This is a genomic window from Streptomyces sp. NPDC087215 (assembly GCF_044744885.1).
GTDB lineage: Bacteria > Actinomycetota > Actinomycetes > Streptomycetales > Streptomycetaceae > Streptomyces.
In genome coordinates, this window is sequence record NZ_JBIUZD010000003.1 from 422,384 (window position 1) to 449,021 (window position 26,638).

General features: G+C 74.7%; 27 protein-coding genes and 1 riboswitch. Of the genes, 10 read left to right on the top strand and 17 right to left on the bottom strand.

Annotation, left to right across the window (positions count from 1 at the left end):
* Nucleotides 1-120: 120 nt before the first annotated feature.
* Complete coding sequence (locus ACIO92_RS11410; RefSeq protein WP_402280031.1) at nt 121-2,229, bottom strand: VWA domain-containing protein; 2,109 nt, start codon at nt 2,227-2,229, stop codon at nt 121-123.
* A 256-nt stretch (nt 2,230-2,485) separates the two neighbouring features.
* Between ACIO92_RS11410 and ACIO92_RS11415 the strand changes: the two genes are divergently transcribed.
* On the top strand, nt 2,486-4,567 hold the full coding sequence (locus ACIO92_RS11415; RefSeq protein ID WP_401235208.1) for a PhoX family protein: 2,082 nt from the start codon (nt 2,486-2,488) through the stop codon (nt 4,565-4,567).
* A gap of 63 nt (nt 4,568-4,630) precedes the next feature.
* Here the strand turns inward: ACIO92_RS11415 and ACIO92_RS11420 are convergent, their stop codons facing one another.
* From ACIO92_RS11420 to ACIO92_RS11430, 3 genes are all read right to left on the bottom strand, one after another.
* Nucleotides 4,631-5,617: a hypothetical protein gene (locus ACIO92_RS11420; protein ID WP_366443488.1), complete on the bottom strand. Its 987-nt coding sequence runs from the start codon at nt 5,615-5,617 to the stop codon at nt 4,631-4,633.
* 103 nt (nt 5,618-5,720) lie between these two features.
* Complete coding sequence (locus ACIO92_RS11425) at nt 5,721-7,196, bottom strand: APC family permease (protein WP_402280029.1); 1,476 nt, start codon at nt 7,194-7,196, stop codon at nt 5,721-5,723.
* A gap of 193 nt (nt 7,197-7,389) precedes the next feature.
* Entirely contained in the window at nt 7,390-9,345 is a 1,956-nt protein-coding gene (locus ACIO92_RS11430; RefSeq protein WP_402280027.1) for an FUSC family protein, read from the bottom strand.
* 175 nt (nt 9,346-9,520) lie between these two features.
* Between ACIO92_RS11430 and ACIO92_RS11435 the strand changes: the two genes are divergently transcribed.
* The gene (locus tag ACIO92_RS11435; protein ID WP_402280026.1) at nt 9,521-10,018 is read left to right on the top strand and encodes a DUF397 domain-containing protein; all 498 of its coding nucleotides are present in this window, start codon (nt 9,521-9,523) and stop codon (nt 10,016-10,018) included.
* A gap of 89 nt (nt 10,019-10,107) precedes the next feature.
* On the opposite strand, the gene ACIO92_RS11440 is transcribed toward ACIO92_RS11435, so the two are convergent.
* Genes ACIO92_RS11440 through ACIO92_RS11455 form a run of 4 tightly spaced genes read right to left on the bottom strand, consistent with a single transcriptional unit; the run spans nt 10,108 to nt 12,287 of the window.
* The gene (locus tag ACIO92_RS11440) at nt 10,108-10,344 is read right to left on the bottom strand and encodes a DUF2630 family protein (RefSeq protein ID WP_366443483.1); all 237 of its coding nucleotides are present in this window, start codon (nt 10,342-10,344) and stop codon (nt 10,108-10,110) included.
* A gap of 18 nt (nt 10,345-10,362) precedes the next feature.
* Complete coding sequence (locus ACIO92_RS11445; RefSeq protein WP_402280024.1) at nt 10,363-11,376, bottom strand: endonuclease/exonuclease/phosphatase family protein; 1,014 nt, start codon at nt 11,374-11,376, stop codon at nt 10,363-10,365.
* A 4-nt stretch (nt 11,377-11,380) separates the two neighbouring features.
* Entirely contained in the window at nt 11,381-11,815 is a 435-nt protein-coding gene (locus tag ACIO92_RS11450; RefSeq protein ID WP_402280022.1) for a hypothetical protein, read from the bottom strand.
* Between the two features lie 34 nt (nt 11,816-11,849).
* A complete protein-coding gene (locus tag ACIO92_RS11455) occupies nt 11,850-12,287 on the bottom strand; it encodes a hypothetical protein (protein WP_402280021.1) in 438 nt (145 codons plus the stop codon).
* A 350-nt stretch (nt 12,288-12,637) separates the two neighbouring features.
* Between ACIO92_RS11455 and ACIO92_RS11460 the strand changes: the two genes are divergently transcribed.
* On the top strand, nt 12,638-13,027 hold the full coding sequence (locus ACIO92_RS11460) for a RidA family protein (RefSeq protein WP_402280359.1): 390 nt from the start codon (nt 12,638-12,640) through the stop codon (nt 13,025-13,027).
* An 80-nt stretch (nt 13,028-13,107) separates the two neighbouring features.
* Nucleotides 13,108-13,512: a hypothetical protein gene (locus ACIO92_RS11465; protein ID WP_402280019.1), complete on the top strand. Its 405-nt coding sequence runs from the start codon at nt 13,108-13,110 to the stop codon at nt 13,510-13,512.
* A 117-nt stretch (nt 13,513-13,629) separates the two neighbouring features.
* Here ACIO92_RS11465 and ACIO92_RS11470 read toward each other — a convergent pair whose 3' ends face one another.
* The 3 genes from ACIO92_RS11470 to ACIO92_RS11480 form a co-directional block, all read right to left on the bottom strand.
* A complete protein-coding gene (locus ACIO92_RS11470; RefSeq protein WP_366443477.1) occupies nt 13,630-14,064 on the bottom strand; it encodes a universal stress protein in 435 nt (144 codons plus the stop codon).
* Nucleotides 14,065-14,125: 61 nt separating this feature from the next.
* Complete coding sequence (locus ACIO92_RS11475; RefSeq protein ID WP_366443476.1) at nt 14,126-14,749, bottom strand: FMN reductase; 624 nt, start codon at nt 14,747-14,749, stop codon at nt 14,126-14,128.
* Between the two features lie 4 nt (nt 14,750-14,753).
* Nucleotides 14,754-15,866 carry an LLM class flavin-dependent oxidoreductase gene (locus tag ACIO92_RS11480; RefSeq protein ID WP_401235489.1) on the bottom strand — a complete coding sequence of 371 codons (1,113 nt, stop codon included), beginning with the start codon at nt 15,864-15,866 and terminating at the stop codon, nt 14,754-14,756.
* 217 nt (nt 15,867-16,083) lie between these two features.
* On the opposite strand from ACIO92_RS11480, the gene ACIO92_RS11485 reads away from it, so the two are divergent.
* From ACIO92_RS11485 to cobM, 3 genes are all read left to right on the top strand, one after another.
* Nucleotides 16,084-16,212, top strand: coding sequence for a DUF6126 family protein (locus tag ACIO92_RS11485; RefSeq protein ID WP_366443475.1), 129 nt, complete (start codon nt 16,084-16,086; stop codon nt 16,210-16,212).
* 138 nt (nt 16,213-16,350) lie between these two features.
* Nucleotides 16,351-17,574: a precorrin-6y C5,15-methyltransferase (decarboxylating) subunit CbiE gene (gene cbiE, locus ACIO92_RS11490; protein WP_402054742.1), complete on the top strand. Its 1,224-nt coding sequence runs from the start codon at nt 16,351-16,353 to the stop codon at nt 17,572-17,574.
* Nucleotides 17,571-18,320, top strand: coding sequence for a precorrin-4 C(11)-methyltransferase (cobM, locus tag ACIO92_RS11495; RefSeq protein WP_402054739.1), 750 nt, complete (start codon nt 17,571-17,573; stop codon nt 18,318-18,320). Before cbiE ends, cobM begins: the two co-directional genes overlap by 4 nt.
* Nucleotides 18,321-18,343: 23 nt before the next feature.
* Here cobM and ACIO92_RS11500 read toward each other — a convergent pair whose 3' ends face one another.
* The gene (locus ACIO92_RS11500) at nt 18,344-18,418 is read right to left on the bottom strand and encodes a 50S ribosomal protein bL37 (protein WP_384854521.1); all 75 of its coding nucleotides are present in this window, start codon (nt 18,416-18,418) and stop codon (nt 18,344-18,346) included.
* 89 nt (nt 18,419-18,507) lie between these two features.
* Here ACIO92_RS11500 and ACIO92_RS11505 point away from each other — a divergent pair, with 89 nt between their 5' ends.
* Complete coding sequence (locus tag ACIO92_RS11505) at nt 18,508-18,753, top strand: type II toxin-antitoxin system prevent-host-death family antitoxin (protein ID WP_366443472.1); 246 nt, start codon at nt 18,508-18,510, stop codon at nt 18,751-18,753.
* Nucleotides 18,750-19,184 carry a PIN domain-containing protein gene (locus tag ACIO92_RS11510; protein ID WP_402280016.1) on the top strand — a complete coding sequence of 145 codons (435 nt, stop codon included), beginning with the start codon at nt 18,750-18,752 and terminating at the stop codon, nt 19,182-19,184. Before ACIO92_RS11505 ends, ACIO92_RS11510 begins: the two co-directional genes overlap by 4 nt.
* Before the next feature lie 27 nt (nt 19,185-19,211).
* Here the strand turns inward: ACIO92_RS11510 and ACIO92_RS11515 are convergent, their stop codons facing one another.
* Nucleotides 19,212-20,333, bottom strand: coding sequence for a cobalt-precorrin-5B (C(1))-methyltransferase (locus tag ACIO92_RS11515; RefSeq protein ID WP_402280356.1), 1,122 nt, complete (start codon nt 20,331-20,333; stop codon nt 19,212-19,214).
* Nucleotides 20,334-20,348: 15 nt separating this feature from the next.
* Between ACIO92_RS11515 and ACIO92_RS11520 the strand changes: the two genes are divergently transcribed.
* Complete coding sequence (locus ACIO92_RS11520; protein ID WP_402280014.1) at nt 20,349-21,080, top strand: cobalt-precorrin-6A reductase; 732 nt, start codon at nt 20,349-20,351, stop codon at nt 21,078-21,080.
* A gap of 3 nt (nt 21,081-21,083) precedes the next feature.
* On the opposite strand, the gene ACIO92_RS11525 is transcribed toward ACIO92_RS11520, so the two are convergent.
* The 4 genes from ACIO92_RS11525 to ACIO92_RS11540 form a co-directional block, all read right to left on the bottom strand.
* Nucleotides 21,084-22,784: a PA14 domain-containing protein gene (locus tag ACIO92_RS11525; protein WP_402280354.1), complete on the bottom strand. Its 1,701-nt coding sequence runs from the start codon at nt 22,782-22,784 to the stop codon at nt 21,084-21,086.
* Between the two features lie 241 nt (nt 22,785-23,025).
* Nucleotides 23,026-24,528 carry a precorrin-2 C(20)-methyltransferase gene (locus ACIO92_RS11530; protein WP_366443469.1) on the bottom strand — a complete coding sequence of 501 codons (1,503 nt, stop codon included), beginning with the start codon at nt 24,526-24,528 and terminating at the stop codon, nt 23,026-23,028.
* Nucleotides 24,525-25,178, bottom strand: coding sequence for a precorrin-8X methylmutase (locus ACIO92_RS11535; protein ID WP_351783534.1), 654 nt, complete (start codon nt 25,176-25,178; stop codon nt 24,525-24,527). The genes ACIO92_RS11530 and ACIO92_RS11535 overlap by 4 nt, the downstream gene beginning before the upstream one ends.
* Entirely contained in the window at nt 25,175-26,404 is a 1,230-nt protein-coding gene (locus ACIO92_RS11540) for a cobalamin biosynthesis protein CobG (protein WP_402280011.1), read from the bottom strand. Before ACIO92_RS11540 ends, ACIO92_RS11535 begins: the two co-directional genes overlap by 4 nt.
* A 72-nt stretch (nt 26,405-26,476) precedes the next feature.
* A riboswitch (cobalamin riboswitch) is annotated at nt 26,477-26,621 on the top strand.
* The last annotated feature ends 17 nt before the right edge of the window (nt 26,622-26,638 follow it).

Here is a 26,638-nt window from a genome sequence, read left to right on the forward strand (position 1 = left end):
TCGGCTGGGCTCGGTCATCGGACCCGTCCGGTACGGCGACGGGGGCGGTGACCTCCTCGGTCACCGCCCCCGTCGCGTCCCGCCGTGTCCCGTCCCGTCGTGTCCTTCAGGACCCGGGACTCAGAGCTCCAGGCCCGCCAGCAGCCCCTCGTAGAACGCGGTGTGCGTGGTGTCCGAGGGGGTCACGCCCGCGAGGTACGTGCCCGTGCGCGGAGCGCCGTCGAGCTTCCGCACGAAGTCGAAGGCCTTGTTGTCCTCCTCGCCCCAGGCCACGAACCGCCAGTGCAGCGGGCGGTCCGCCGCCTCCGCCAGGGCCTGCGCCGCCGCCGTCTTCGACTCCGGCGCGCCGTCCGTCTGGAAGACCACCAGGGCCGTACGGGCCGGGTCCGCCTTCGTGTGGTGGGCGAGGACCTCCTCCACCGCGCGGTGGTAGTTCGTCCGGCCCAGCCGTCCCAGGGTCGCGTTGACCTCCTCCACACGGGTGGGTGTCAGGGTCTCCGGGGTCAGCTCGACCGTGCCGTCGACGTCCGTCGAGAAGAACACCGTCGTCACCGTCGCGGTCTCGTCCAGGTGCGCCGCCAGCGCGGTCACCTGCTCCGCGAGCCGCTGCACGGAGCCGTCCTTGAAGTACCCGCGCATCGAACCGGAACGGTCCACCACCAGGTACACGGCGGCCCGGCTCCCGGCCAGCCCCTGCTTCGCCAGCTGCGCCCCGGCGGCCTCGTGGGCGTCCGCGAGGTGCGGGGCGGTCGCCCCGAGCGGGGCGAGGGGGAGGGCGGCGCCTGCCGTGACCTCGGCGGCGGTGTCCGTCTCCGGCCGCGTCTCGGCGGGCTCCGCCTCCGTGACCTCGGTGGTCCCGTCCTCGGGCGCGTCGGTGACGGCCTCCTGCCGGGCCGGGGTCTCGTCGGCCGGTGCCCCGGCCTCGGGCGCCGGGTCGGCGGCGGGCGCCTCCGGCGCGGTCTCGGCGGCGGCCCCGGGGGCCTCCGGCTCCGTGGCCTCGACCGTCTCGTCGGCGGGGGCGGCCTCCGGCGTGGTCGCCGGATCGGCCACCGCCTCGGCAGCGGTCCCGGTCTCCTTCGCCGCTTCGGCTTCGGGCTCGGCTTCGGGCTCGGGCTCGGTCTCCGCGACCGGCGCCTCGGACTCCGGCGTGGTGGCCGCATCGGCGGCGGGCTCGGCCTCCGGCTCCGCCACCGCTTCCTGTTCCTGCGGTGCGGCCTCGGCGTCCTTCTCCCGCGACTCGGCGGCGACCGGCTCGACAGCGTCCGCGTCCGTGTCCGCCTCGGTCACCGCTTCGGCAGCGGTCCCGGTCTTCGCCCCGGCGGCCTCCGGCTCCACTCCCTCTTCCCGCGCCTCGACGGCGACCGGCCCGGTAGCGTCCGCCTCGGCCACCGGCTCCGCCTCGGCCGGGGGCTCTTCGGCTCCCGCCGCGGGAGTCTCCGCCCCGGCCGTCACCGGCTCCGCCCCGGGAGCGGCCTCTTGCTTCACCGACTCCGCCTCGGCGGCGGGCTCCTCCGCGTCCGTCGTGGGCGTCTCCGCTCCGGGCTCCGCGTCCGTCGCCGTCTCCGTGGCCCCGGCCGCGACCGGTTCGGCGACGGTCTCCTCGGCCGTGACCTGCTCCGAGGCGGCCGTCTCCGTCGCCGCAGGCGTGTCCGCAGGCGTCTTCGCCTCGGGCTCCGCGTCCGCCTCGGGCTCCGCGACCGCGTCCGTCACCGTCTCCGTCACCGTGGGCGTCTCGGCCGCGACCGTCTCCGCCTCCACCGGCTCGTCCGCTGCGGGCTCCGCCGCGACCGGCTCCGCCTCAACGGCCTTCTCCGCCAACGGTGTACCGGTCTCGGCCTCCGCCGGGTCCGCCGTGACGGTCTCCGGCGCGTCAGCCGTATCCGTCGGCTTCGCCGCATCGGCCTCGGCCGTGATCTCCTCGGCCGCGCTCGGCTCGGCAGCGGGCGTCGCCGTCGCCGTCGCGTCCGCAGGCGCCTTCGCCTCGGGTTCCTTCTCGGCCGTCGCAGGCGCGTCCGCGTTCGGGGGCGCGTCCGCCGGAGGCTCCTCCGTGCGGGCCTTCGGGATCTGGGGGTTGTCGAAGGACGCCGACACCAGGTCGTCGGCCGCGCGGCGGGCCGCGTCCTCCGGGGTGGCCTCGGGGGTCTCACGCTTCTGGGACGGGACAGAGGCCGCAGGGGACTCCTCGTGGTCCCGGCCGAACACCTTGCGCAGCATGCTCCGAATACCCATGGGCGAACCCTTTCGCATGAGTGGGGTGCTTGTGAATGTCCGTACTGGGCGTTTCGGGATGTTCATCCCTGGCCAGGGCGGACACGTAAGGTTAGCGGCCGCCCCGGCCTCCGCCGATGACCCGGTCGTCCCCGGTTGTCGCGCATTCATCCGGTGTTCACCCCACCGCCGTCCCCGGGCAGAGGTGCTCACCTAGCGTCACGGCCGAGGGAATCCCGACACCATGTCGGCGCGGTGTGCGCCGGAGGAGGACGACGTGCGCAGACTGCTGCCGCTGTTGAGCACCAACCCGCACGGGGGCGGCCGTTCCGCTCTCACCTGCCGGTACCGCTGCGGGGACGCCTGCTTCCAGGAGGTGCCCAACACCAGTGCCAACGAGTACGTCGGCGACATCATCGCCGGTGCCCTCTCCCGCCGTTCCGCCCTGCGCGCCGCCGCCGTCGTGACGGTCGCCTCCGCCGCCGGCGGGGCCCTGGCCCTCGGCACCGCCCCCGAGGCGTCCGCCCTCCCGCAGGCGCCCACCGGTCACGGCCGCGGCAAGGACAAGGGCCACGGCCACGGCAAGGCCGACGGCGCCCGGGGCCTGCGCTTCAGCCCGGTCGCCCCCAACACCGCCGACCAGGTCACCGTCCCCGCCGGGTACGCCCAGAACGTGGTCGTCCGCTGGGGCGAGCCCATCCTGCGCGGCGCGCCCGCCTTCGACTCCGAGAAGCAGTCGGCGAAGGCCCAGGCCGGTCAGTTCGGCTACAACAACGACTTCCTCTCGCTGCTCCCCCTGCCGGGCGAGCACGGCCGTCAGGTCCTCGTGGCGAACCACGAGTACACCGACGAGGTCCTGATGTTCCGCGGCTACGACCCCGCGAACCCGACCCGCGAGCAGGTCGAGATCGCCTGGGCCGCGCACGGCCTCTCGGTCCTCGTCGTCCAGGAGGAGCGCCGTACCGGCAGGCTCACCCCGGTCACCCGCCACCACCTCAACCGGCGGCTGCACACCACCAGCCGCTTCGAGGTCACCGGCCCCGCCGCTGGCGGCGCCCTGCTGCGCACCTCCGCCGACCCGACGGGCCGCAGGGTCCTCGGCACGCTGAACAACTGCGCGGGCGGCACCACCCCGTGGGGCACGACCCTGCACGGCGAGGAGAACTTCAACCAGTACTTCGCCAACGGTTCCAGCGCCACGGACAAGCGCTACGGCGTCGGCACCGGGGCCAGCGAGCGCAAGTGGGAACGGTTCGACGAGCGCTTCGACCTGAAGCGGGAGCCGAACGAGGTCCACCGCTTCGGCTGGGTCGTCGAGCTCGACCCGTACGACCCCGACTCCACGCCCCGCAAGCGCACCGCGCTCGGCCGCTTCAAGCACGAGGCCGCGCAGCCCCGGCTCACCGAGGACGGGCGTCCCGTCGTCTACATGGGCGACGACGAACGCTTCGACTACTTCTACAAGTTCGTCTCCTCGAAGCGGATGCGGAAGGGGAACTCGCGGTCCGCCCGCGAGCACAACCTGACCCTGCTCGACGAGGGCACCCTGTACGTGGCCAGGCTGACCGGGGACTCCCCGGCGGCCGAGATCGACGGCACGGGCAAGCTCCCGAACGACGGCGAGTTCGACGGCACCGGCAGCTGGATCCCGCTGGCCACCGGGAACGTCAGCCACGTCCCCGGCATGACCGCCGAGGAGGTGTACGTCTTCACCCGCCTCGCCGGTGACAAGGTCGGCGCGACGAAGATGGACCGCCCCGAGGACGTCGAGCCGAGCCCGCGCACCGGCCGGGTGTACGTCGCCCTCACCAACAACTCCGACCGGGGCAAGGCGGGCAAGGCCCCCGCCGACGAGGCCAACCCGCGCAACCTCAACAAGCACGGCCAGATCCTGGAACTCGCCGAGAACTGGGACGACCCGGCCTCCGACGGCTTCGCCTGGCGCCTCTTCCTGGTCGCGGGCGACCCGAACGACCCGTCCACGTACTTCGCCGGATTCCCCAAGGAGAAGGTCTCCCCGATCTCCTGCCCGGACAACGTGGCCTTCGACCCGCACGGCAACCTGTGGATCTCCACCGACGGCAACCAGCTCGGCTCGCACGACGGGCTGTTCGGCGTCGCCACGCGCGGTGAGCGGCGCGGTGAGCTGAAGCAGTTCCTGACCGTGCCGAGGGGCGCCGAGACCTGCGGCCCGATCGTCCAGGACCGGCGCGTCCTGGTCGCGGTGCAGCACCCGGGCGAGATCGACGGCGCCTCCGTCGAGAAGCCCGCCTCGGTCTGGCCCGACGGCCCCGGGAAGATCGTCCGCCCCTCGGTGGTGGCGGTCTGGCGCACCGACGGCGACGACATCGGCGTCTGAGTCCACGAGGGCCCGGGACCCGGGGCCCGCACGGGCCCACGGGTGGGCCGGGGGCGGAGCGTCTCACTCCGCCCCCAGGCCCTCCCTGAACCGCGTGAACTGCTCCTCGGGGTCCCCGGTGTAGGCCCAGGGCACCCACGCCGCCCGGGTCCCGAGCATCCCGAGGAGCTCCCGCGCGATCTCCACCTGGCCCGCGTAACAGGCCGCGTGCGCGAGGAAGTTGAGGTCGCCGACCTCCTCCGGGGCGACCGGCAGACCGGGCTCCCGGCCGCCGATCCAGCGCGCGTACGTCCGGCGCAGCTCGGTGACCGCCAGTTCGTGCTTCCAGTGCTGGTCGAAGCCGCGCACCGGACCCCGTCCGAGCGCGCCGTCCGCGATGTACCGGTACTCCTCGACCCGCGCGACCTGCACGAGCACCGGCAGCGGGGAGCCGGGCGGTGCCACGCCCGCCGCGTCGCGGGCGAAGTCGTACATGCTGCCGTGCGTCCCGTGCCACCGCGCCGACCAGTAGCGGAGCACCTGGATGTGCCCCTCCGTGTTGTACGGGTCGCGGCGCCGCAACTCGTCGAACCAGTGCCGCAGTTCCCGGCGCGGCACCCCGCCCTCGTACAGCCGGGCGACGGAGAGCAGCGACACCCACGGCATGGGGTCGGCGGGTGCCGCCTCGGCGGCGCACCGGCAGGCGATGACGGCGGCGTCGATGCGGGCCCGGTCGATCGCGGCGCCCCGGCCCGCGGCGATGGCCGCGTCGAAGACCCGGACGACCTCGGTCGCCGCGCGCAGTACGGCCGCGTCGGGGTTGCCCGGTTCGGCGGCCCGCCAGGTCTCCACGGTGGAGCTGCCCGCGGCGGCGTGCGACAGGAGCCGCAGCCGGTGGGTGCGGCGCGCCCAGTGGTCGCCGGTGGCGGCGAGCAGGTCCCGTACGCCCTGCCAGCGTCCGATGACGATGTCGTGGCGGGCCTCGGTCAGCGCGCGGTCCCCGAAGTCCGGGTCGAAGTCGGGCGCGAAGCGCGTCGGACGTGCCGTGCGTGAGCGTCGGCGTACGGCCATCGGGACCTCCTCCGGTTCGGCTTGCGGCCTGTCAGATGTGGTGCGGCGGGCGTCGGTTGGCCGGTGGCGGGGTCCGGCCCTTCCCTCCCCGGCGGGGGCGGGGTCAGAAGTCGGTGGCGTAGCTCTTGCCGCGGCTGCCGCCGCGGGGGTGGCCCGCCGGTCCCGAGCCCTCGGCGGCGGCGAGCGCGGCGACCGCGTCGAGCCGGGCCGGACGGTAGTAGTCGCTGCCCTTGCGCCAGTACACGGTCAGCGGCACGAGACCGAGGGCGAGGCCGCCGAGGCCGATGGTGAGGGCGGTGGTGGAGAGGGAGCCGAGGGACTGGACGAAGGCCCACAGCATGAACGCGGAGCCGAGCAGCGGCCAGAGCCCGCCCAGGACCAGGTTGCGTACGGAGCGCAGCAGCAGCGACTTGTAGGCGACGACGGCGGCGATCCCGGCGAGCCCGTAGTAGAAGGCGATCTGGAGTCCGATGGCGGAGACGGCGTCGCGGAGGATCTGCTGGAGGGAGCCCGCGGCGGCGGCGCCCGCGAACAGCAGCAGGGCGGCGGCGCCGACGGCGACGACCGCGACCCACGGGGTGTTCCAGCGGTGGTGGACCGTGCCGAGCGCGGCGGGCATGGTCCGGTCGCGGCCCATCGCGAAGAGCGAGCGGGTGACCTGGATGAGGGTGGTCTCCAGGGTGGCGACGGTGGACAGCAGGACGGCGATCAGGAGGAGCTTGCCGCCGACGCCGGGCCAGATCTCCTGGCCGAGGACGGCGAGCACGTTGGGTCCGGCGCTCTTGATCTCCTCGGCGCTCAGCAGGACGTTCACGGCGACGGTGAAGGTCACGAAGAGGAAGAAGACGAAGCCGACGCCGACGAGGGCGGCGAGTCCCGCGGTGCGTCTGCTGTCGCGGGTCTCCTCGCTGAGGTTGCTGGTGACGTCCCAGCCCCAGTAGTAGAAGGCGGCGATGAGCGCTCCGGCGGCGAAGCCGTGGGTGCTGTCGAAGCCGTCGAGGCCGAACCAGGACCAGTCGAAGGCGGTGGCCCGGCCCCGGTGGGCGAGGGCGGCGAGCACGAACCCGCCGAGGATCAGCATCTCGACGCCGGACATGATCAGTTGGGCCCGTACGGTGAGCCGGGCGCCGCCGAGGACGACGAGCAGCATGATCAGGAACCAGCCCGCGCCGACGGCGGCGGCGAGCACCGTGTCGTCGGCGAGGTCCTGGTCGACGAGGGCGAGGGTGAGGGATCCGGCGGGCAGCGAACCGGCCACCATGAAGACGGTGGCGGCGAAGACGAGGGCCCAGCCGGAGAGGAAGCCGAGGAAGGGGTGGAGGGTGCGGCCCACCCAGGAGTAGCCCGCGCCCGCGTTGACGTCGATCCGGCCGAGCCGGGCGTACGCGAGGACGATGCCGAACATCGGTATCGCGCAGTACAGCAGGGCGGCGGGGCCCGCGTAGCCGACGGTGCCGAAGAGGACGGCGGTGGTCGCGGTGAGGGAGTAGGCGGGCGCGCTGCCCGCGACGGCCATGACGACGGTGTCGAAGGTGCCGAGGACGTTGGGCTGGAGCCCTCTGTTCGTCGTGGTGCGCATGGCGTGGTCCTCGGGGCGCGGGGGTGGGGCAGGGCGAAGTGGCCCGCCCGCCCGGCCGGTTGCCGACGGCGGCGGGCGGAGCACGGTGAATCGAGCGCATCGTAGTCGCCCGGGTGGCGTGGGGTAACGGCGGTGGGGAGGGTTCCGTTCAGTGACCACCGGTTTGTCCGCCCGTACGTCCCCGGGGGCGGGGTCATCGCAGGTCGGGACCGGCGATGGCGCGGGCCGCGCGGACCTCTCCGCGGACCGGGGCGAGGACGCCGTCCTCGTCGCCGGGGAGTTCCGCGCGGACCGCGAAGAGGGTGTCCGTGCGGCGCAGTCCGTCGGCGAGCTCGCGCAGTTCGCGGGTGACGGCGGCGACCTCGTCGGGGTCGGGGGCCGGGGCGCCGTGGTGGACGCGGATGCGGGCGGCGGTGGTGGCGTCAACGATCCGTTCGACGGCGACGACCAGCGGCCACCAGGCGGCGGCGCGGGGGCCGGTGGGCGGTGGTTCGGTGAGGGCCCGCTGGAACTCGGAGCGGACCGTGGACAGATCGCGGTAGAGCTTGCGCCGGGCCCGCAGCCGCCCGCCCTGGTCGTCCCGGGGGCCGCCGAAGGCGCACGCCACATAGGCGGCGGTGTCGGCGACGGAGTCCGCGAGCCGGTCGCCGACGCGGGTGCTCCAGGACTCGGGCCACAGCAGGTATCCGGCGATCAGCGTGATGCCGCAGCCGATGAGGGAGTCGTACAGCCGGGGCAGGACCAGGTCGAAGCCCTGCTGGCTGAGGGTGTCGGAGAGCAGCAGGATGACCGGGGTGATGGCCGCCGTCTGGAAGGCGTACCCCTTCGCGGAGAACGCCGGGATGAGGGCGGCGAGCAGGCACATCACGGGCACGTCCCACCAGCCCCGGGGGACTTCGGCGAGGACGAGCGCGGCGAGGACCAGGCCGACGGCGGTGCCGAGGGCGCGGAGCACCGCGCGGGAGAAGACCGAGCCGAAGTCGGGCTTCATGACGAAGGTGACGGTGAGCGCCACCCAGTAGGAGCGGGGGACGGCGATCAGCGAGACGAGGGCCTGGGCGAGGCCGATGCAGAGGGCGAGCCGCAGGCCGTACCGCCAGGACGCCCCGGAGAGCAGGACGGCGCGGGTGGTGCGGCGGGCCCTGACCTGGAGCGCGGCGGGCCCGCCGAGCCGGTCGCCGACGTCGTACAGGTCGGGTTCGGCCTGGTGGACGACGGTGGCGGCGTGCCGCAGGGCGTGGTCGACGGCTTTCTCGGCGGGCCGTTCGGGGGTGGGCAGTTCGAGTACGGGGGCGCCGGTGCGGCCCTCGTCGACGGCGTCGGCGAGTTCGCGCACGGCGGCCGGGACGGCGGGGGACAGCGGGCCGTACAGCAGGGCCCTGAGGTGGGCGGCGGGGGCGGCCTCGACGAGCGGGATGACCACGTTGAGCTGGGCGAGCAGCCGGACCAGGGAGGGCGCGCGGCCGTGCTGGCGGGCGCGGCGGGCGAGGACGAGGTCGTAGGCCTGGTTGAGGGAGGCGGTGACGTCCTGCCGTCTCTCGTCGTACGCGGGGGTGCCGGTGGCCTCGTACAGCGCGGCGACCGTGCGGTAGGTGGCGGCGACGGCGGCGCGTTCGGGGGCGGCGCGGCGGAAGGGCCAGCCGAGCAGGGTGAGGACGAGGACGAAGAGGCCGCCGAGGGTGAGGAGCAGCGGGGCCTTCCACCAGGGGTCGGGCATCGGGAGTCCGGCGCCGACGACGGCGTTGAGCAGCAGCAGGAGGCCGGAGACGGAGGCGACCGCGCCGATCGAGGAGATCATCCCGGAGACCAGCGCGATCAGGGTGAGGGCGCCGACGGCGAGCCAGCCGTGGCCGAAGACGAGGGTGCCGAGGGTGACGCCGATCGCGCCGAAGAGCTGCGGCACGGCGATGTTGAAGATCCGCATCCGGTAGGCGTCGGCGGTGTCGCCGATGACGCCGGAGAGGGCGCCCATGGAGACGAGCGCGCCGTAGGCGGGCCGGTCGGCGGCGAGTCCGACGGCGAGCGGCGCGGACAGGGCGACGGCGGCGCGCAGGACGGCGGCCCAGGGGATCGGCGCGGGGGCGGGCTTGAGCCCGGCGGTGAGCCAGGCGGGCGGGGAGAGCCGTACGGGGTGCGCGGGTCGTGCCATGCCCCCAAAGTACGTCGCGAGCCTCCCGTGGAGCCCGGTTCTCCACGGCCCGCGTGCGTCCGGCGGCGGCCGGTGCGGGAGGGGGCCGGTCATGCGACGGGCCTCGCCGCGTCCGAGGGGGCGCGCCGGCTTTTCCGGCGCCGATATCGCACGCTTCCCCGGCGGTGAGCGCGCAGTGGCCAGCCTCATCGAATCCGGCCGGTACGGCGTGAGCGCCGAGCGCGTGCGCCGACTCGCCGCCCACTGTTCGGCCACCGACGAACACCTGGTCAACGTGCTAGCGGCGATGGCCGAGGAACGCGGAAAGGGGTGGTGGGAGGAGTATCGGGGGCGCCTTTCGCCCGGCTTTCCCGACCTCGCCGAGCTTGAGCATCACGCGCTTCACCCGCGCGCGATCGACATGCTGCACGCGCAAGTCCATTCACCGAGTCGCACAGGGAATGTGAGAGAGATGACCGACCCCACCGCCTGGCAGAAATCCTCATTCTCGGGAGCGGACAACAACCAGAACTGCGTGCGCGTCTCCCTCTCGGGGAGCGGCACGATCGAACTGGTGGAAAGCGCCATCCCCGAGGCGATCGTCGCCACGAGCCGCGCGAACTTCGCGGCGTTCGTCCGGGGCGTCGAGGCGGGCGAGTTCGACCACCTGATCGAGGCCCCGGTTCAGGGCTGAACCACGCCCCGGTCGGGGTGGTGCCGCCAGCGCCTCCCGCCAACTCGCGGGGGCGTTTGGCATATGCCGGTCCGACCGTGAGGGCCCCGTCAGTTGCGGTAGGACTCGACCTCGGTGGCCGGGCGGACGGCGGCGGTGTCCGGGTCCTCGCCGAACTCGCTCTTCGCGCGGCGCTGCCGCAGCAGGTCCCAGCACTGGTCCAGACGGACCTCCAGCTCGGAGAGGCGGGCCCGCTCCTCGGGGAGGAGGCCGCCCGCGCGGGCCCGCAGGCCCCGCTCCTCCTCCACGAGGGAGCCGATGTCGTCCAGGATCTCCTCGTTGTCCATGTCTTCCAGCGTGGCCGATCAGCGCGGTCCGCGCAGGTCGAGATCGGCGAGGACGGCCCGGTGGTCGGACCCCTCGACCTCGGGGAAGCGTACGTCGGCGACGGTGAAGTCCTCGCTGTGCAGAACGTGGTCGATCTGCGTGAACGGCGGCAGGGGGCCCTCCACGGGCCAGGTCGGGACGCGGCTGCGGCCCGCCTCACGGGCGGCGTCCCGCAGCCGTCCCGCGTCAAGGACCGCGCGGAAGGCCGCGTGGTCCTGGGAGGCGTTGAAGTCCCCGGCGACCAGCGCGGGGCCGGAGACCCGGGCGGCGACGGCGTCCCGGAGCCGGGCCAGCTCCCGCTGCCACGGTCCGCTCGCGCCCGGCAGCGGCGGCATCGGGTGGGCCAGCTGGAGGCGGACGGTCCGCCCGGCGACGGTGGTGGTGGCGCCGGGCATCCCCAGGGTGGCGGGGACGGCGCCCCGCTCGTGCAGCGGATCCGCGCTGAGCAGCACGGAACCCGCCGCGCCAGGGGCCACCACGGCGGTGTGGTGGGGGAGGACGGCGGCGAGGGCGGTGGTCAGGGCGGTGCCGCAGGCCCGGTCGCACTCGGAGACGAAGAGGAAGCGGGGGCGCTCCCGGAGCGCGAGGCGGACCAACGCCCCGGTGCCCTGCCCGAATTCGACGTTGGCGGCGAGGACCCGGACGCGGGCCTGCGGCGGCCCGTACGAGGTGACCGCCGAGGGGGTGTACGGCAGGGAGCTCCAGCCGGTGGCGAGGAGGACGACGGCGGCGGTGAGGGCGAGGGCCCGGCGGCGCGCGGCGGCGGCGAGGAGCAGGGCCAGCCCGGCGGGGAGTGTCAGCCAGGGCAGCAAGGCGAGGAGTTGGGGGACGGGGGTGACGCCGTCCGTGCCCAGGAGGCGGCAGGCGGTGACGACGGCGGGCGCGGCCAGGAGCAGCCCGGCGGCCCCGGCGGTGACGCTGTGCCGGGGCCGGAGGGGCGGTCGGGGCGGGCCGGGCCGTTCCGTGCCGGAGGGGGTCAGGACGGGGTACACGCCGTCAGTGTCGCAGGGCCTGCGCGATCTCCGCCTTGGTGGCGCCCGACAGCGTCCGGTTGCTGCGGGCCGTGCCGGTCTTGGACCGGCCGGGCGGGATCCCGTCGATGTTCAGGACGACCGAGTCGAGGAAGTTCCCGTCGGCGTCCCGGAAGGTCACCATGACCGTGTAGTCGGCAGCCTCGTCCTTCGGGTTGGTGGCGGTGATGTCGGCGACCGTGCGGTCCCCGTCGGCGCGGGTGGCGCCCGCCTTCACGTCGCCGGTGGCGTTGACCCCGTCCTTGACCTGGTCCATCGTCTCCTGGGCCGCCGAGGCGACGGCCGCCGTGGCGGAGGAGAAGGCACCGCCCGCCGCGTCCTTGGCGGCGTCGCACCCGGTGAGGGCGAGCGCGGCGGTGGCGGTGAGGGCCAGGGTGATGCCGGTGGTGGTGCGTCTCATGGGTTCTCGTCCCGGATGCTCGCGCGGGGCCGTCTCAGGGCCTCGCTGTGTTCCCGCCGTACGACTCGTCCGTGGCCAGCGCCCAGATCACGAAGACGGAGATGGCCATGGAGAAGAGGGCCCACCAGGGCTGGTAGGGCAGGAAGAGGAAGTGCATGACGATGTTCAGGGAGGCGAGGGAGATACCGGCGACCCGGCCCCACTCGGCGCCCTTGAGGATGCCGTAGCCGGCGATGGCGACGACCACGCCGAGGGCGAGGTGGATCCAGCCCCAGGTGGTCAGGTTGAACTTGAAGACGTAGTCCCCGACACGGGCGTAGACGTCGTCCTCGGCGATGCCCGCGATGCCCTGGAAGATGTCCAGGAATCCGGTGACCAGCATGAGGACACCCGCGAAGAGGGTGCCGCCCGCCGCCCAGGCACCCGAGGCGGACTTCTTCGGTTCGCGCGGAGGCGCGGTGTTCTGGCTCATGCTCCTCATCGTGCGAGCGTCCGGCCGTTTCCGACCGTCCAGCTGGTCCGTACGGGTGAGGGGGCGGAACCGCCCGGCGTTGTCGGCCCCCGGCCGTAGGCTGCCCGACGCGCCGCCGTCCGGGCAGCACCGGTCCGGACACCCGGGCCCGGGACTGAGATGCCCGGGACCGCGACTCCCCGGGACCGAACAGGAAGGAACGACCCCGCATGACCGACCGGACGACCACCGGCACCACCGCGACCGCTTCCACCCCCTCGACCGGCACCTCCGCCGGGCCCCCCGCGCCCGGCGCTCCGGCCGGGTCCCCCGGCACCGCCTCCGGCACCGCTCCCGCCGACCGGCGGGTCATCACCAACCCCGGCACCCTCCACGACCCCACCCCCTTCGGGTACGCGCACGCCGTCTCCGCGCCCGGTGAACTCGTCTTCATCGCCGGGCAGTACGCCTCCGACGCCACCGGCGCGCCCGTCCCCGGGGACTTCGCGGACCAGGTCGAGCTGTCGCTGACCCGGCTGCGGCAGGCCCTGGAAGGGGTCGGGCTCGGCCCGGAGCACGTCGTGCGGCTCGGCTCGTTCGTCGTCGGGCACGACCTGGCCAAACTGGAGGTCCTGGGCGCGGCGCTGCGCGCGCACTTCGGGGACCGGCTGCCCGCCCAGACCCTCAGCGGGGTCGCGGCGCTCGCGCTGCCCGGGATGCTCTTCGAGATCGACGCGGTGGCCGTGCGGCCCGTCGGCTGATCCACTTGCGCGGGCCGGGGCACGGGTGTGACCTGGAGGGTGCGGGACCGCAGCAGGGGGGCGAGACGAAGGAGCTTGCCATGGCCGCACACGCAGCGACGCCGCTGAGGCGTCCGTTCCCCGCACGCGGCTGGACGTTCCCGGTCGTCACCGGTGTCCTGTACGGCCTGTACGCGGCGACGGTGGCGCGGCACGGCGGCCCGACGACCCTGGGGCAACTGTGGCTGGGACTGGTCTCGGCCGTCGTCCTGGCCGTGGGCATCCACACCCTCCGGCGGTACGGCCGGGCGCTGCCCCGTGAGCCGAGGGCCGCCGCCTGGGGCGTCCTGACCGGCGGCGCGGTCGGCTTCCTCTTCAGCCTCTCCGGGGCCAGCGTGCTGTCCTCCAGCGGCCTGGGCCTGGCGTTCGCCGTGGTCACCACGGCGGCGGCGTACTACCTCTTCTACACCCACGAGGACGCCCGGGGCCGTCCGGCGCCGTACTGACCCCGCGCGACCGGCCGCCGCACCCCGGGCACCGCGAAGCCCGCACCCGGCACGGCGAAGCCCGTACGGCCGACGGCGACGGCGGGGCCCCTCCCAGGAGGGGCCCCGCCGGGCCGTTCAGTCCTCCGCGCCGCCCCTGACCACGACCACCGGGCACGGGGCGTGCTGGGTGACGTGGGTGGAGACCGAGCCGAGCATGGCGGCCTTGAAGCCGCTGTAGCCCCGGTCGCCGACGACCAGGAGCTCCGCGCCGCGCGCCGCGTCGAGGAGCGCCTGGGTGGCGTTGCCGCCCACGACCGTCCGGACGACGGGGGCCGCCTGCTCCGGGGTGAGGGTCGAGGACAGGGACTCGTCGAGGATCTGCCGGGCGAGCCGTTCGGGGTCGAACTCCGCCGGTACGCCGGGCACGAGCGTCGCCCACGAGGCCGGGTACTCCCAGCCGATCACCGTCTGCAGGGTGTCCCCGGTGAGGGCCGCCTGCCGGGCCGCCCACCTCAGCGCCTTCAGGGAAGGCGCCGATCCGTCCACGCCCACCACGATCCTGCCGGCCATCGCCGACCTCCGTTCGCTGTACGGCACATATGAACCATGCGCCACCAACGTAACAAACCGCTCAATCGAGGCGGAGGTCGGCCAGTTGCCGCTCGAAGGGGACGAGCTCCTCGTCGTCCGCCGCGCGCTCCGGGCGGGCCGCGACGGCCTCGGCGAACTCGGTGCCCGCGCGGGTGATCCGGGCGGGCAGCCCCTCGGTGTACTCGTCGCCGCCGCTGCCCCAGTCCTCCGAGGCCGCGTAGACGGCGGTCGGGACGACGAGGGCCCGCAGATAGGCGAAGAGCGGTCGCAGGGCGTGGTCGAGGACGAGCGAGTGCCGGGCGGTGCCGCCGGTGGCCCCGATGAGGACCGGGGTGCCGGTGAGCGCGGCCGGGTCGATCAGGTCGAAGAACGACTTGAACAGCCCGCTGTAGGAGGCGGTGAAGACCGGGGTCACGGTGATGACCCCGTCCGCGCCGGTCACCTCGTCGATGGCGCCCTGGAGCCGCTCCGAGGGGAAGCCGGTGACGAAGTTGTTCGCGATGTCCACCGCCAGGTCGCGGAGTTCGACGACCTGGACGTCGACGGCGTACTCCCGCTCGGCCAGCCGGTAGCGGGCGGCCTGGAGGAGCCGGTCGGCGAGCAGCCGGGTGGAGGACGGCGAGCTGAGGCCCGCCGAGACGGCGACCAGTTTCAGCGTGCGCACGGTGTCATGCCTCCTTCGTGATGGCGGGAGCGGCGGGAGCGGCGGCGGTGCCGCCGGTGACGGCCGGGTGGAGCGGGGCGGTGGCGGGGACGTGGGCGGGGCGCAGGCTCTCGAACTCCTTGCGGAGCACCGGGACGACCTCCTCGCCGAGCAGGTCGAGCTGTTCGAGGACCGTCTTGAGCGGCAGTCCCGCGTGGTCGACCAGGAACAGCTGGCGCTGGTAGTCGCCCGCGTAGTCGCGGAAGGACAGGGTCCGGTCGATGACCTCCTGCGGCGAGCCGACGGTCAGCGGGGTCTCGCGGCTGAAGTCCTCCAGGGAGGGGCCGTGGCCGTAGACCGGCGCGTTGTCGAAGTACGGGCGGAACTCCCGTACCGCGTCCTGCGAGTTCTTCCGCAGGAAGACCTGGCCGCCGAGGCCGACGATCGCCTGCTCGGGGGTGCCGTGGCCGTAGTGGGCGTACCGCTGGCGGTAGAGCCTGACCATCTTCTCGGTGTGCTGCTTGGGCCAGAAGATGTGGTTGGCGAAGAAGCCGTCGCCGTAGTACGCGGCCTGCTCGGCGATTTCCGGGGAGCGGATGGAGCCGTGCCAGACGAACGGCGGGACGCCGTCGAGCGGGCGCGGGGTGGAGGTGAAGCCCTGGAGGGCGGAGCGGAACTTGCCCTCCCAGTCGACCACGTCCTCCCGCCACAGCTTGTGCAGGAGCGCGTAGTGCTCGATGGCGAGCGGGATGCCCTGGCGGATGTCCTGGCCGAACCACGGGTAGACCGGGCCGGTGTTGCCGCGCCCCATCATCAGGTCCACGCGGCCGTCGGCGAGGTGCTGGAGGGTCGCGTAGTCCTCGGCGATCTTCACCGGGTCGTTGGTGGTGATGAGGGTGGTGGAGGTGGAGAGGATCAGGTTCTCCGTGCGGGCGGCGATGTGCCCGAGGAGGGTGGTGGGGGAGGACGGCACGAACGGCGGGTTGTGGTGCTCGCCGGTCGCGAAGACGTCCAGTCCGACCTCCTCCGCCTTGAGCGCGATGGCGACGGTGTTCTTGATGCGCTCGTGCTCGGTGGGGGTGCGGCCGGTCGTGGGGTCGGCCGTCACGTCGCCGACGGTGAAGATCCCGAACTGCATCGTGCTCACCTCTCGCCTTCCTGGTCTCCGCGCTCCCCGTGGTCGGCGGGTCTCTCGCGGTTCTTGGTTGAATCTTAAACCATCTCGTCCAACGGTGCCACCCGTCCCCCTATTCCGGCCCGCGCCCCGCCCCGTACGACAGGGGCCTTCCGGCCGTACGGCGGACCGGTTCCGGTCGGTACGGCGGGCGAGGAGACCGGCCCGTACGCTGGACCGCGTGACCGATGAGGAGAGCTGGAAGGAGCGCGGGGTGATGCTCCGCGTCTTCGTGTACGTCTTCGCCACGCACGCCTTCGCGGGCTTCGTCTGGATCCTCTTCTACGTCGGCCAGAACGCGCGGAAGTGACGCGGGGCGGACCCGGAGGGCGACCCGTGGCGGGGGCCGGAAGGAGATCCGTGGTGGGGGCCGGAAGGAGATCCGTGGTGGGGGCCGCCGGACCCCGTCACCCCGCCCACCTGCGGAGCCTCCCGTAGAGTCCCCGACGTGAACGGTGCGATACACGTCGTCGGAATCGGCGCGGACGGCTGGGACGGGCTCCCCGAGGCCTCCCGCCGCGTCCTGCGCTCCGCCGAGGTCCTCCTCGGCGCCCCCCGCCAGCTCGGACTGCTCCCCGCCGCCGACTGCCCCGGCGAACGCGTCGCCTGGCCCTCCCCGCTGCGCCCCGCCGTCCCCGGACTGCTCGCCGCCCACGAGGGCCGCGCCGTCGCCGTCCTCGCCAGCGGCGACCCCTCCTTCCACGGCATCGCCCGCACCCTCGCCGGGGCCGTCGGCGCCGACCGGCTGCGCGTCCACCCGCACCCCTCCTCCGTCTCGTACGCCTGCGCCCGCCTCGGCTGGCCCCTGGACGCGGTCGACACCGTCTCCCTGGTCGCCCGGCCCCTCGCCGCGCTCTCCGCCGCGCTCCACCCCGGACGCCGCCTCCTCGTCCTCGGCGAGGGCCCCGAGACCCCCGCCCAGGTCGCCGCCCTCCTCCGGGACACCGGCTGGGGCGGCACCCGCGTCCGGGTCCTCGAACAGCTCGGCGGCCCCCGCGAACGGCTCCTCGACGCCACCGCCGCCGACTGGCCGCACGAACGGACCGACGCCCTCCACGTCCTCGCCCTCGACTGCGTCCGCGACCCCGGCACCCTGCGCCTGGGCACCGTCCCCGGACTCCCCGACGAGGCGTACGAGCACGACGGGCAGCTCACCAAGCGGTACGTGCGCGCCGCCACGCTCGCCGCCCTCGCGCCCGCGCCCGGCGAACTCCTCTGGGACGTCGGCGGCGGCTCCGGCTCCATCGGCGTCGAATGGATGCGGGCCCACCGCGACTGCCGGGCCGTCGCCGTCGAGAAGGCCCCCGAGCGGGCCGCGCGCATCGCCCGCAACGCCGCCGCCCTCGGCGTCCCCGCCCTGCGCGTGGTGACCGCCGCCGCACCGGACGGGCTCGCCGGGCTCGACCGGCCCGACGCGGTCTTCGTCGGCGGCGGACTCACCGCCCCCGGCCTCCTCGACGCCTGCTGGGCCGCGCTGCCCGTCGGCGGACGGCTCGTCGCCAACACCGTGACCCTGGAGTCCGAGGCGGTGCTCGCCGCGCGGCACCGCCGCCACGGCGGCGAACTGGTCCGGCTCGCCGTCGCCGCCGCCGTCCCCGTCGGAGGCTTCACCGGCTGGCGCCAGGCGATGCCGGTCACCCAGTGGTCCGTCACCAAGGAAGAGGAAGCATGACCGTCTACTTCATCGGCGCGGGCCCCGGCGCCGCCGACCTCATCACGGTGCGCGGCGCCCGTACGCTCGCCTCCTGCGGGGTCTGCCTGTACGCGGGCTCCCTCGTCCCGGTGGAACTGCTCGCCGAGTGCCCGCCGGACGCGAAGCTCGTCGACACCGCCCGGATGGACCTCGACCAGATCGTCGCCGAGATCACCGCCGCCCACGCGGCCGGCCGGGACGTGGCCCGGCTGCACTCCGGCGACCCGTCCGTCTTCAGCGCCATGGCCGAGCAGATGCGACGGCTCGACGCGCTCGGCATCCCCTACGAGGTCGTGCCCGGGGTGCCCGCGTTCGCCGCCGCGGCGGCGGCGCTCAAGCGGGAACTGACCGTGCCCACCGTCGGCCAGACCGTCGTCCTCACCCGGATCGCCCAGCAGGCCACCCCGATGCCCGAGGGCGAGGACCTCGCCACCCTGGGCCGCAGCGGCGCGCTCCTCGTGCTGCACCTCGGCGCCCGGTACGTCGACCGGATCGTCTCCGAACTGCTCCCCCACTACGGCGCCGACTGCCCCGCCGCCGTCGTCGCCCTGGCCAGCCGCCCCGACGAGACCGTCCTGCGGGGGACCCTGGGCGACATCGCGGAGCAGACGAAGGCGGCGGGCATCACCAGGACCGCCGTCATCCTGGTCGGCCGGACGCTGGCCGCGTCCGCGTTCCGCGACAGCCACCTGTACGACCCGGCCCGGGACCGCCACAGCTGCTGAGGCGGTCCCCGCGGCCGGACGGATCAGGTGTTCGGCCGCTTGCCGTGGTTCGCGCCCTTCTTCCTCCGCGCCCGGCGCTTGTTGCCCCGCTTCGACATGGCGTTCCTCCCGTCCGGTAGGGGTCTGCCCTGGAAAGCCTAGGTTCATGGACCCGCCGACGCACGTCGGGTGTAGTAACATGTAGTACATGGAGACCACGGCTCGGGAGTTCAACCAGAAGTCGTCGCAGATCCTGGCTGCGGCAGCCGCCGGCGAGACCGTCACGGTGACGAAGAACGGTGTCGCCGTCGCACGCGTGGTGCCGATCGGCACCGAAGTGCCCCCGTACCCCACCGACGCCATGGGCGAGATAGATCTTCCCGACCTCGACCTTCCTGACCTCGACGACGACGAGATCGAGGACGTGCTCAAGGGGATGGGCGCGGCCGAGTGATCGCTGTCGCGGACACCAACGCTCTCTACCGTCTGCTCGATCCGCGTCACTCAGGGCACGAGGCGCACAAGAAGGCGCTCGCTACGATCAGCCATCTGGTGATCTCGCCCCTGGTGCTGGCCGAACTGGACTACTTGATCTCGCAGCGGGGCGGCAGCCGCAAGGCGCTGGCGGCGGCTCGTTTCATCGAGCGGTACGCGGTCACCCGGCGGTTCGAGGTCTCTTCGGTCGCCGCGCACCTCTCCACGGCCATCGCCGTGGCCGAAGGCTACGCGGACGGCGGGAAGGGTGTCGGCCTCACGGACGCCATGAACGTGGCATTGGCCGCCGCCCACGGCACCGAGGTCCTGTTCACCACCGACCGCCACTACCGCATGATCCGGCCGTTGACCGGCCACCCGGCGTTCCGGCTGCTGCCCGGCGACCTGTAGGCAAAGGGGACGGGCCCCCGGGCGTTCCTACGCCCCCGGTCCCGCCGGGCCCGCCCGCCCCACCACCGCCCCCGCGCGGTCGACGCAGACCACGTCCACCGTCACCGGCGCGCCCCGCAGCACCGCCAGGGCCTCGTCGCGGGCGCGGGCCGCCACCAGGTCGCCCAGCGGGACCCCGGCCGCCTCGCAGAGCCGCAGCGCCGCCAGGCCCGTGTTCGCGGCGGCCACCTCCGCCGCCAGGGACTCCGGCGCGCCGCCCGCCCGCGCCAGCTCCGCCAGGAAGCCCTTGTCGACCTGCGAGCGGGCCGAGTGCAGGTCCAGATGGCCCGCCGCCAGCTTGGACAGCTTCGCGAAGCCGCCGCAGACCGTGAGCCGGTCCACCGGATGGCGGCGGACGTACTTCAGGACCGCGCCCGCGAAGTCGCCCATGTCGAGCAGGGCGATGTCCGGCAGGTCGTACAGCTCCCGCACGGTCCGCTCCGACGTCGAACCCGTGCAGCCCGCCACATGGCGCAGCCCGCCCGCGCGGGCCACGTCCACGCCCCGGCGGATCGAGTCGATCCACGCCGAGCACGAGTACGGGACCACGACCCCCGTCGTGCCGAGGATCGACAGACCGCCGAGGATGCCGAGCCGGGGGTTCCAGGTGGACCGGGCGATCTCCGCCCCGTGGTCCACCGAGATCGTGATCTCGACGTCCCCGGTCCCGCCGTGCGCCGCCGCGACCGCCGCCACGTGCTCCCGCATGAGCTGCCGGGGCACCGGGTTGATCGCCGGTTCGCCGACCTCCAGGGGAAGGCCCGGCAGGGTCACCGTGCCGACGCCCTCGCCCGCCCGGAAGACCACCCCGGAGCCCGGCGGAAGGAGCCGTACCGTCGACCGGACCACCGCCCCGTGCGTCACGTCCGGGTCGTCGCCCGCGTCCTTCGTCACCGCCGCCGTCGCCGTACCGCCCGTGCGGGACTCGGCCGTCAGCGCGAACGACGGCCGCTGCCCCTTCGGCAGCGTCACCGTCACCGGGTCGGGGAAGTCGCCGGTCAGCAGCGCCGTGTACGCGGCCGTCGTCGCCGCCGTCGCACAGGCACCGGTCGTCCAGCCGGGCCGCAGACCGGTGTGCTTGAGTTGGGCCTCACGCCCGCCGCCTGACATCACGAAGGGGCTCCTGTGCACGTACTCATTCTCGGGGGCACCACCGAGGCCCGCGCCCTCGCCGGGCTGCTGCACGCCCGCCCCGGGCTGCGGGTGACCAGTTCGCTCGCCGGGCGGGTGGCCCGGCCCCGGCTGCCCGAGGGCGAGGTCAGGATCGGCGGCTTCGGCGGGGCGGACGGGCTCGCCGAGTGGATCGGCGGGCACGCCGTGGACGCGGTCATCGACGCCACGCATCCCTTCGCCGGGCGGATCAGCTTCAACGCGGCCCGTGCGGCCGCCACCGCCCATGTTCCCCTGCTGGCGCTGCGCAGGCCCGGCTGGGTCCCGGCCGCCGGGGACCGCTGGACGTCCGTGCCGTCCCTGGAGGCGGCGGCAGGGGCGCTCGGCGGCCTCGGGGAGCGGGTGTTCCTGACCACCGGCCGGATGGGCCTGGCGGCCTTCGCGGGGCTGCCGCAGTGGTTCCTGGTCCGCTCGGTGGACGCCCCCGAAGGGCCCGTCCCGGCCCGTACCGAGGTCCTCCTCGACCGGGGGCCCTTCACCCTGGACGGCGAGCGGGAGCTGCTGGCCCGGCACCGGATCGACGTCCTGGTCACCAAGGACAGCGGGGGCGCGGCGACCGCCCCGAAACTGGCGGCGGCCCGCGAGGCGGGCCTGCCGGTCGTGGTCGTCGTACGTCCCCCGGTCCCGGCGGACGTACCGGTGGCGGCGACCCCCGAGGAGGCCGCCGCCTGGGTGGTGCGGGGCTGAGGCTCAGCCCCCGGCGGGGGCGCCCGGCTCGGTGATCTCGACCCACGACACCCGGTCGAGGTCGGTGACCGCGAGGGAGTTGTCCCACTTGTCGACGGCGACGACGGCGAAGCGGTACGTGTCGCCGTCCTGGACCGAGCCGTAGAGGTGCGAGGTGGCGTCCGCGGGGAAGTACTCGACGCGCCGGTAGACCCAGACGCCGCCGCCCGGCTCCTCGTCGTCGGGCCAGAACTCGGCCTTGAGCAGCTCGTAGTGGTCCAGGTCGGGCTCGGTGCTCGCCGCCCACTCCAGGAACACCCCGTCCTCGCGGGCGACGCCCTTGAGTCCGGCGACGGGCGCCGGGGCGACCAGGTCGCCCGGGGTGGTGAGGGTGAACGGCGCCGAGGGGGCCGACTCGTGGCCCGCCGTGTCGACGGCGGTCACCGTGTACCGGTACGTCGAGCCGTAGCGGGCCGAGCGGTCGGTGGAGGTCCGGGCGGTGACGGTGTTCCACAGGACGCCGTCGCGGTAGACCCGGTAGGAGGCCACGTCCCGGTCGGCGGGCGCGGACCACTCCAGGAAGGCGGCGCGGGCGGGGTCGGCGTACTCGGCGGTCAGCCCGGTGGGCGCGCCCGGGGCGAAGTCGCCGTGGACGGTGCTGACGGCGGTGCGGCCGGAGGTGTTCCCGGCGGCGTCGACGGCCGACACCCAGTAGCCGTAGCCGGTCTTCTCGGTGACGGCGGTGTCGGTCCACGAGGGGGCGGTGAGCCCGGTGGCGACCTGGACGACGGGGGCCGCCGGGTCGGTGCCCGCGCGCCGGTGCACGGTGTAGCGGGTGGCGCCCGCGACGGGCCGCCAGCCGAGGGTGACGCCGCCGCGCGCGTCGGCCGCGGTGAGCCCGGCCGGGGCGGCGGGGGCGGTGCGGTCGACGGTGGTGACGGTGAGGTCGGCGCCGCCCGGGGACTCGTTGCCCGCCCGGTCGACGGCCCGCAGCTCGTAGAGGAACTTCTCCCCGGTGGCGGGCGGGGAGTTGACGTACGAGGTGGCGGTGATCAGGGTGGTGGGGCTGCTGACCCTGGTCCACACCGTGGTGGTGGCGGCCCGCCGGTAGAGGCGGTAACCGGCGTGGTCCATCTCCTTGTTGGCCGCCCACTTCAGGGTGACCCGGTTGAGGGTCCGGTCGTAGGCGGCGGACGCGCCTGCCGGTGCGAGCGGCCTGACCCGGTCGACCGTCGCCGAGGTGTTCGGGGTGTAGCCGAACCTGACGTTGGCGGCGCCGGTCCAGTGGGCGTAGTCCACGCGGATCGTGTGCCGTCCGGCCGGGACGGTGACGGCGACGGCCTTCTTCTGGGTGGTGGAGACGTTCCGCCACAGATCGGTCCTGCGGACGCCGTCGAGGTAGACGCGGATGCCGTCCTGCGCCTCGGCGGTGAAGGTGAACGGGCCGCCGGAGCCGAAGTCGCGGGTGAGCGACCAGCGGACGGAGAAGTTGTCCTTGGGCAGGGTGACGCCCGCGGGGTCGCCGAGGCCGTAGTTCTCGGCGATCGCGCTGTCGCAGGCGGTCAGCTTCGGGGCGCCGCTGAAGGTGGGGTTGGCGTAGTACTGCGCCGTCCACACGGGGGACGCGCAGCTGACGGCGGCGGTGGCCGGGGCGGCGGCGAGCAGGCCGCCGGACGCGGCGAGGGCGGCCGAGGTGGCCAGTGCGCTCAGCCGGTGACGAGTCATCACGAAGAAGGGGCCCTTTCCGGACCTACGGGAGACAGATGGCGCGGGGGGAAGTCGACGGGCGGTGCGGGTGGGGCCGGTCCACCGCCGTCGCCCCGCGACTTTACCGTCCCTTTCCCTTGAGGCGACAGGGGTTTGAGCGCCGGGACGCCTTCCCGGTCCGGTCCGGGACGCCTTCCCGGGCCTCTGCGGAGGCCCGGTCCGGGCGCTCCCCCGGTCCGGTGGGGGAGCGCCCGGGATGTCACCCGTACCGGCGGGGAGTCCAGGCGATCGTGCGGCCGTCCGCGCGTTCCACCGCGCGGGTCTGCGAGGAGCCGATCAGGAGCAGGGTCCGCATGTCGACCTCGGACGGCTCCAGGGTCTCCAGGGTCACCACCCGCACCGACTGCTCCGGCCCGCCGACGTCCCGGGCGACGACCACCGGGGTCTCCGGGGCGCGCAGCGCCAGCAGCAGTTCGCGGGCGGCGGCCACCTGGTGCGTACGGGACTTCGAGCCCGGGTTGTAGAGGGCGATGACCAGGTCGGCCTCCGCGGCGGCGCGCAGCCGCGCCTCGATGACCTCCCAGGGCTTGAGCCGGTCCGACAGGGAGATCGTCGCGTAGTCGTGGCCGAGGGGCGCGCCCGCGGCGGCGGCGGCCGCGTTGGCGGCTGTCACCCCCGGGAGGACCCGTACGGGCACGTCGGCGTAGGCCGGTTCGCAGGCGACCTCCAGGACGGCGGTGGCCATCGCGAAGACGCCCGGGTCGCCGCCGGAGACGACCGCGACCCGGTGGCCCCGGCGGGCCAGGTCGAGGGCGAACTCGGCGCGCTCGGACTCGGCCTTGTTGTCGGAGCCGTGCCGGATCTGCCCGGGGCGCAGCACCGGCACCCGGGCCAGGTAGGTGGTGTAGCCGACGAGGACGTCGGCGTTGACGAGGGCGCCGCGCGACTCGGGGGTGAGCCAGGGCGCTCCGGCGGGGCCGGTGCCGACGACGACGACCTCGCCCCGGTCCCGTACGGGGGGCACGGCGTCGACCCGGGAGGGCAGGACGGCCACCGAGAAGTAGGGGACGGTGCCGGGGTCGACGTCGGCGAGGTCGCCGGTGCGCTCGCCGGGCATGAAGGCGCGCTCCACGTACCGGGCGTCGTCGAGCCGTCCGGCCCGCTCCAGGGCCCGCCGGACGGTGGGGAAGGTGCGGCCGAGCTTCATCACGACCGCCGAGTCGGTGCCCGCGAGCCGGGCCGTCAGCTCGTCCTCGGGGAGGGTGCCGGGGATGATCGTGAGGACTTCCTCGGCCTCGCACAGCGGCTCGCCGAGCCGGGCGGCGGCGGCGCTGACCGAGGTGACGCCGGGGATGACGGTGGTGTCGTAGCGGTCCGCGAGCCGCTTGTGCATGTGCTGGTAGGAGCCGTAGAAGAGGGGGTCGCCCTCGGCGAGCACGGCGACGGTGCGGCCCGCGTCGAGGTGGGCGGCGAGCCGGGCGGCGGCCTCCTCGTAGAAGTCGTCCAGGGCGCCCCGGTAGCCGCCGGGGTGGTCGGTGGTCTCCACGGTGAGCGGGTACATCAGCCGCTCCTCGACGTGGTCCTCGCGCAGGTGCGCGGCGGCGATGGAGCGGGCGATGGACCGGCCGTGGCGGGCCGAGTGGTAGGCGACGACGTCGGCGTCCCCGATGGCCCTCACGGCGGCCAGCGTCATCAGCTCCGGGTCGCCGGGCCCCAGCCCGACCCCGTACAGCCTGCCCGGGGTGCGCGGTGCGGTGCTCATGCCTGGATCTCCGCTTCGTGGGCGAGGGCGTTGAGGGCGGCGGCCGTCATGGCGCTGCCGCCGCGCCTGCCCCGGACGACGAGGTATTCGAGGCCGAGGTCCTGGGCGGCGAGGGCGTCCTTGGACTCGGCGGCGCCGATGAAGCCGACGGGTATGCCGAGGACGGCGGCGGGCCGGGGCCCGCCCTTCGCGACCATCTCCAGGAGGTGGAAGAGGGCGGTGGGCGCGTTGCCGATGGCGACGACGGAGCCTTCGAGGCGGTCCCGCCACAGTTCGAGGGCGGCGGCGGAGCGGGTGGTGCCCAGTTCGGCGGCGAGGCCCGGCACGGCCGGGTCGGAGAGCGCGCAGATCACCTCGTTGTCGGCGGGCAGCCGCTTGCGGGTGACGCCGCTGGCGACCATCTGGGCGTCGCAGAGGATCGGCGCCCCGGCGCGCAGCGCGGCGCGGGCCCGGGTGACGACGCCGGGGGAGTACGCGATGTCCTGGACGAGGTCGGTCATCCCGCAGGCGTGGATCATGCGGACCGCGACCTGGGCGATGTCGGCGGGCAGGCCCGAGAGGTCCGCCTCGGCGCGGATCGTGGCAAAGGACCGGCGGTAGATCTCCGCCCCGTCCTTCTCGTAGTCGAACATCGTGGTGCTCTCGCTCATCTCGTGTGGGTCGCCGGGTTGCGGGCCGCCGCGACCGCCTCGGACAGGGCGGCGCGGGGGGTGGGGACGTCGTCCACCAGGTAGCCGTCGTCACCGGTGGCGACGACTTCGGTACGGGCGCCGTGGGGGTGCCCGCAGCGGCGCGCGCAGCCGGAGTAGTGCACCGGCAGCGGGCCCGGGGGCGCGGCGAGCGCGTCGGCCCGCACATCGGCGAGGGACTTGGCGCAGCCGGGCCGCCCGGTGCAGACGGTGACGCCGGTGCCGGGCGCGTCGGGCCGGGTGATCAGGCCGTGCGCGGCGAGCGCGGGCAGCCTGCCGGGGCCCGCGCCGACGACGACCGCTCCGCGCCAGGGCGTGAGCCGGACCTCGTCGGCGGGCAGCAGGGCCCGCAGCTGGGCGGCGGTCAGCCTGCCCAGCGGGGCGAGGACGTGCGGGGTGCCGCCGGGCAGTTCGCCCGGCGGGGGCGGCGGTGACACCGGCGGCGGGGGTACGGAGACGGGCTCGGCCGCGATCCCGGCGCGGGCCAGTGCCCCGGCCCAGTCCGGTACGTGCGCCCCGGGCAGTTCCCGGGGGCGCCAGGCCCCGGTCCCGGCGGCGTCGGCGGCGTCGAGGAAGGCGAGGGCGGCGGCCAGGGCCGCCGGGACGGCGTCGGCGGCCCCGGTTCTGAAGGCCAGCGGGCCCAGCCGCAGCAGGGCGGTGCCGCCGGGCGCTGCGACCAAGGTCACATCGCCGCCGAGTCCGGCGACGTCCCCGCGCCCGTCGTCCAGGACGAACAGGAACCGGCCCGAGAGCGCCGCCGCCCGGGGCTCGGCGCACAGGGCGCCGTCCAGCGCGCGGGCCCACAACTGCGCGTCGCCGTGGCCGAGTCCGTCGAGTCCCGCGGTGGGCGAGGCGACGATGTTGCGGACGCGTTCGTGCCGGGGGGAGGGCAGCAGGCCCGCCGGGGCGAGCCGGTCGGCGAGCGCGGCCCCGCAGTCGTCCGGGAGGCCGCGCAGTTCCGCGTTGCCGCGCGAGGTGACACTGATCCGTCCGTCGCCCAGCTCCTCCGCCGCCGCCGCCAGGACCTCCACCTGAGGGGCGGTCAGACGGCCTCCGGGAAGCCGGAGTCGGGCGAGCCCGCCGTCGTCGGCGGAGTGCGGGCGCAGCGCTCCCGGGCACGCGTCGCCGCGGTCCCGGGTGCGGGGCGCGGACGGCGGGAGCGGGGTGGGCGGCATGGCGGCGAGCATACCGACGGGGGACCGGACGGCTCGCGGGTGTGATCCGGACGACTGCGACGGCGGCCCCGGCCCGCCGACGGCACGTTCTACTATGCAGACGGCATGGGGTCCCAGGACCCCGGGGAGGAAGCCCGGTGCGATTCCGGCGCGGTCCCGCCACTGTGAGCCGGTCCGGCACCACCGGGCAGGTGAGCCAGGAACTCCCGCCGTCCACACGACCACCCGGGGCGCGGACCACCCCGA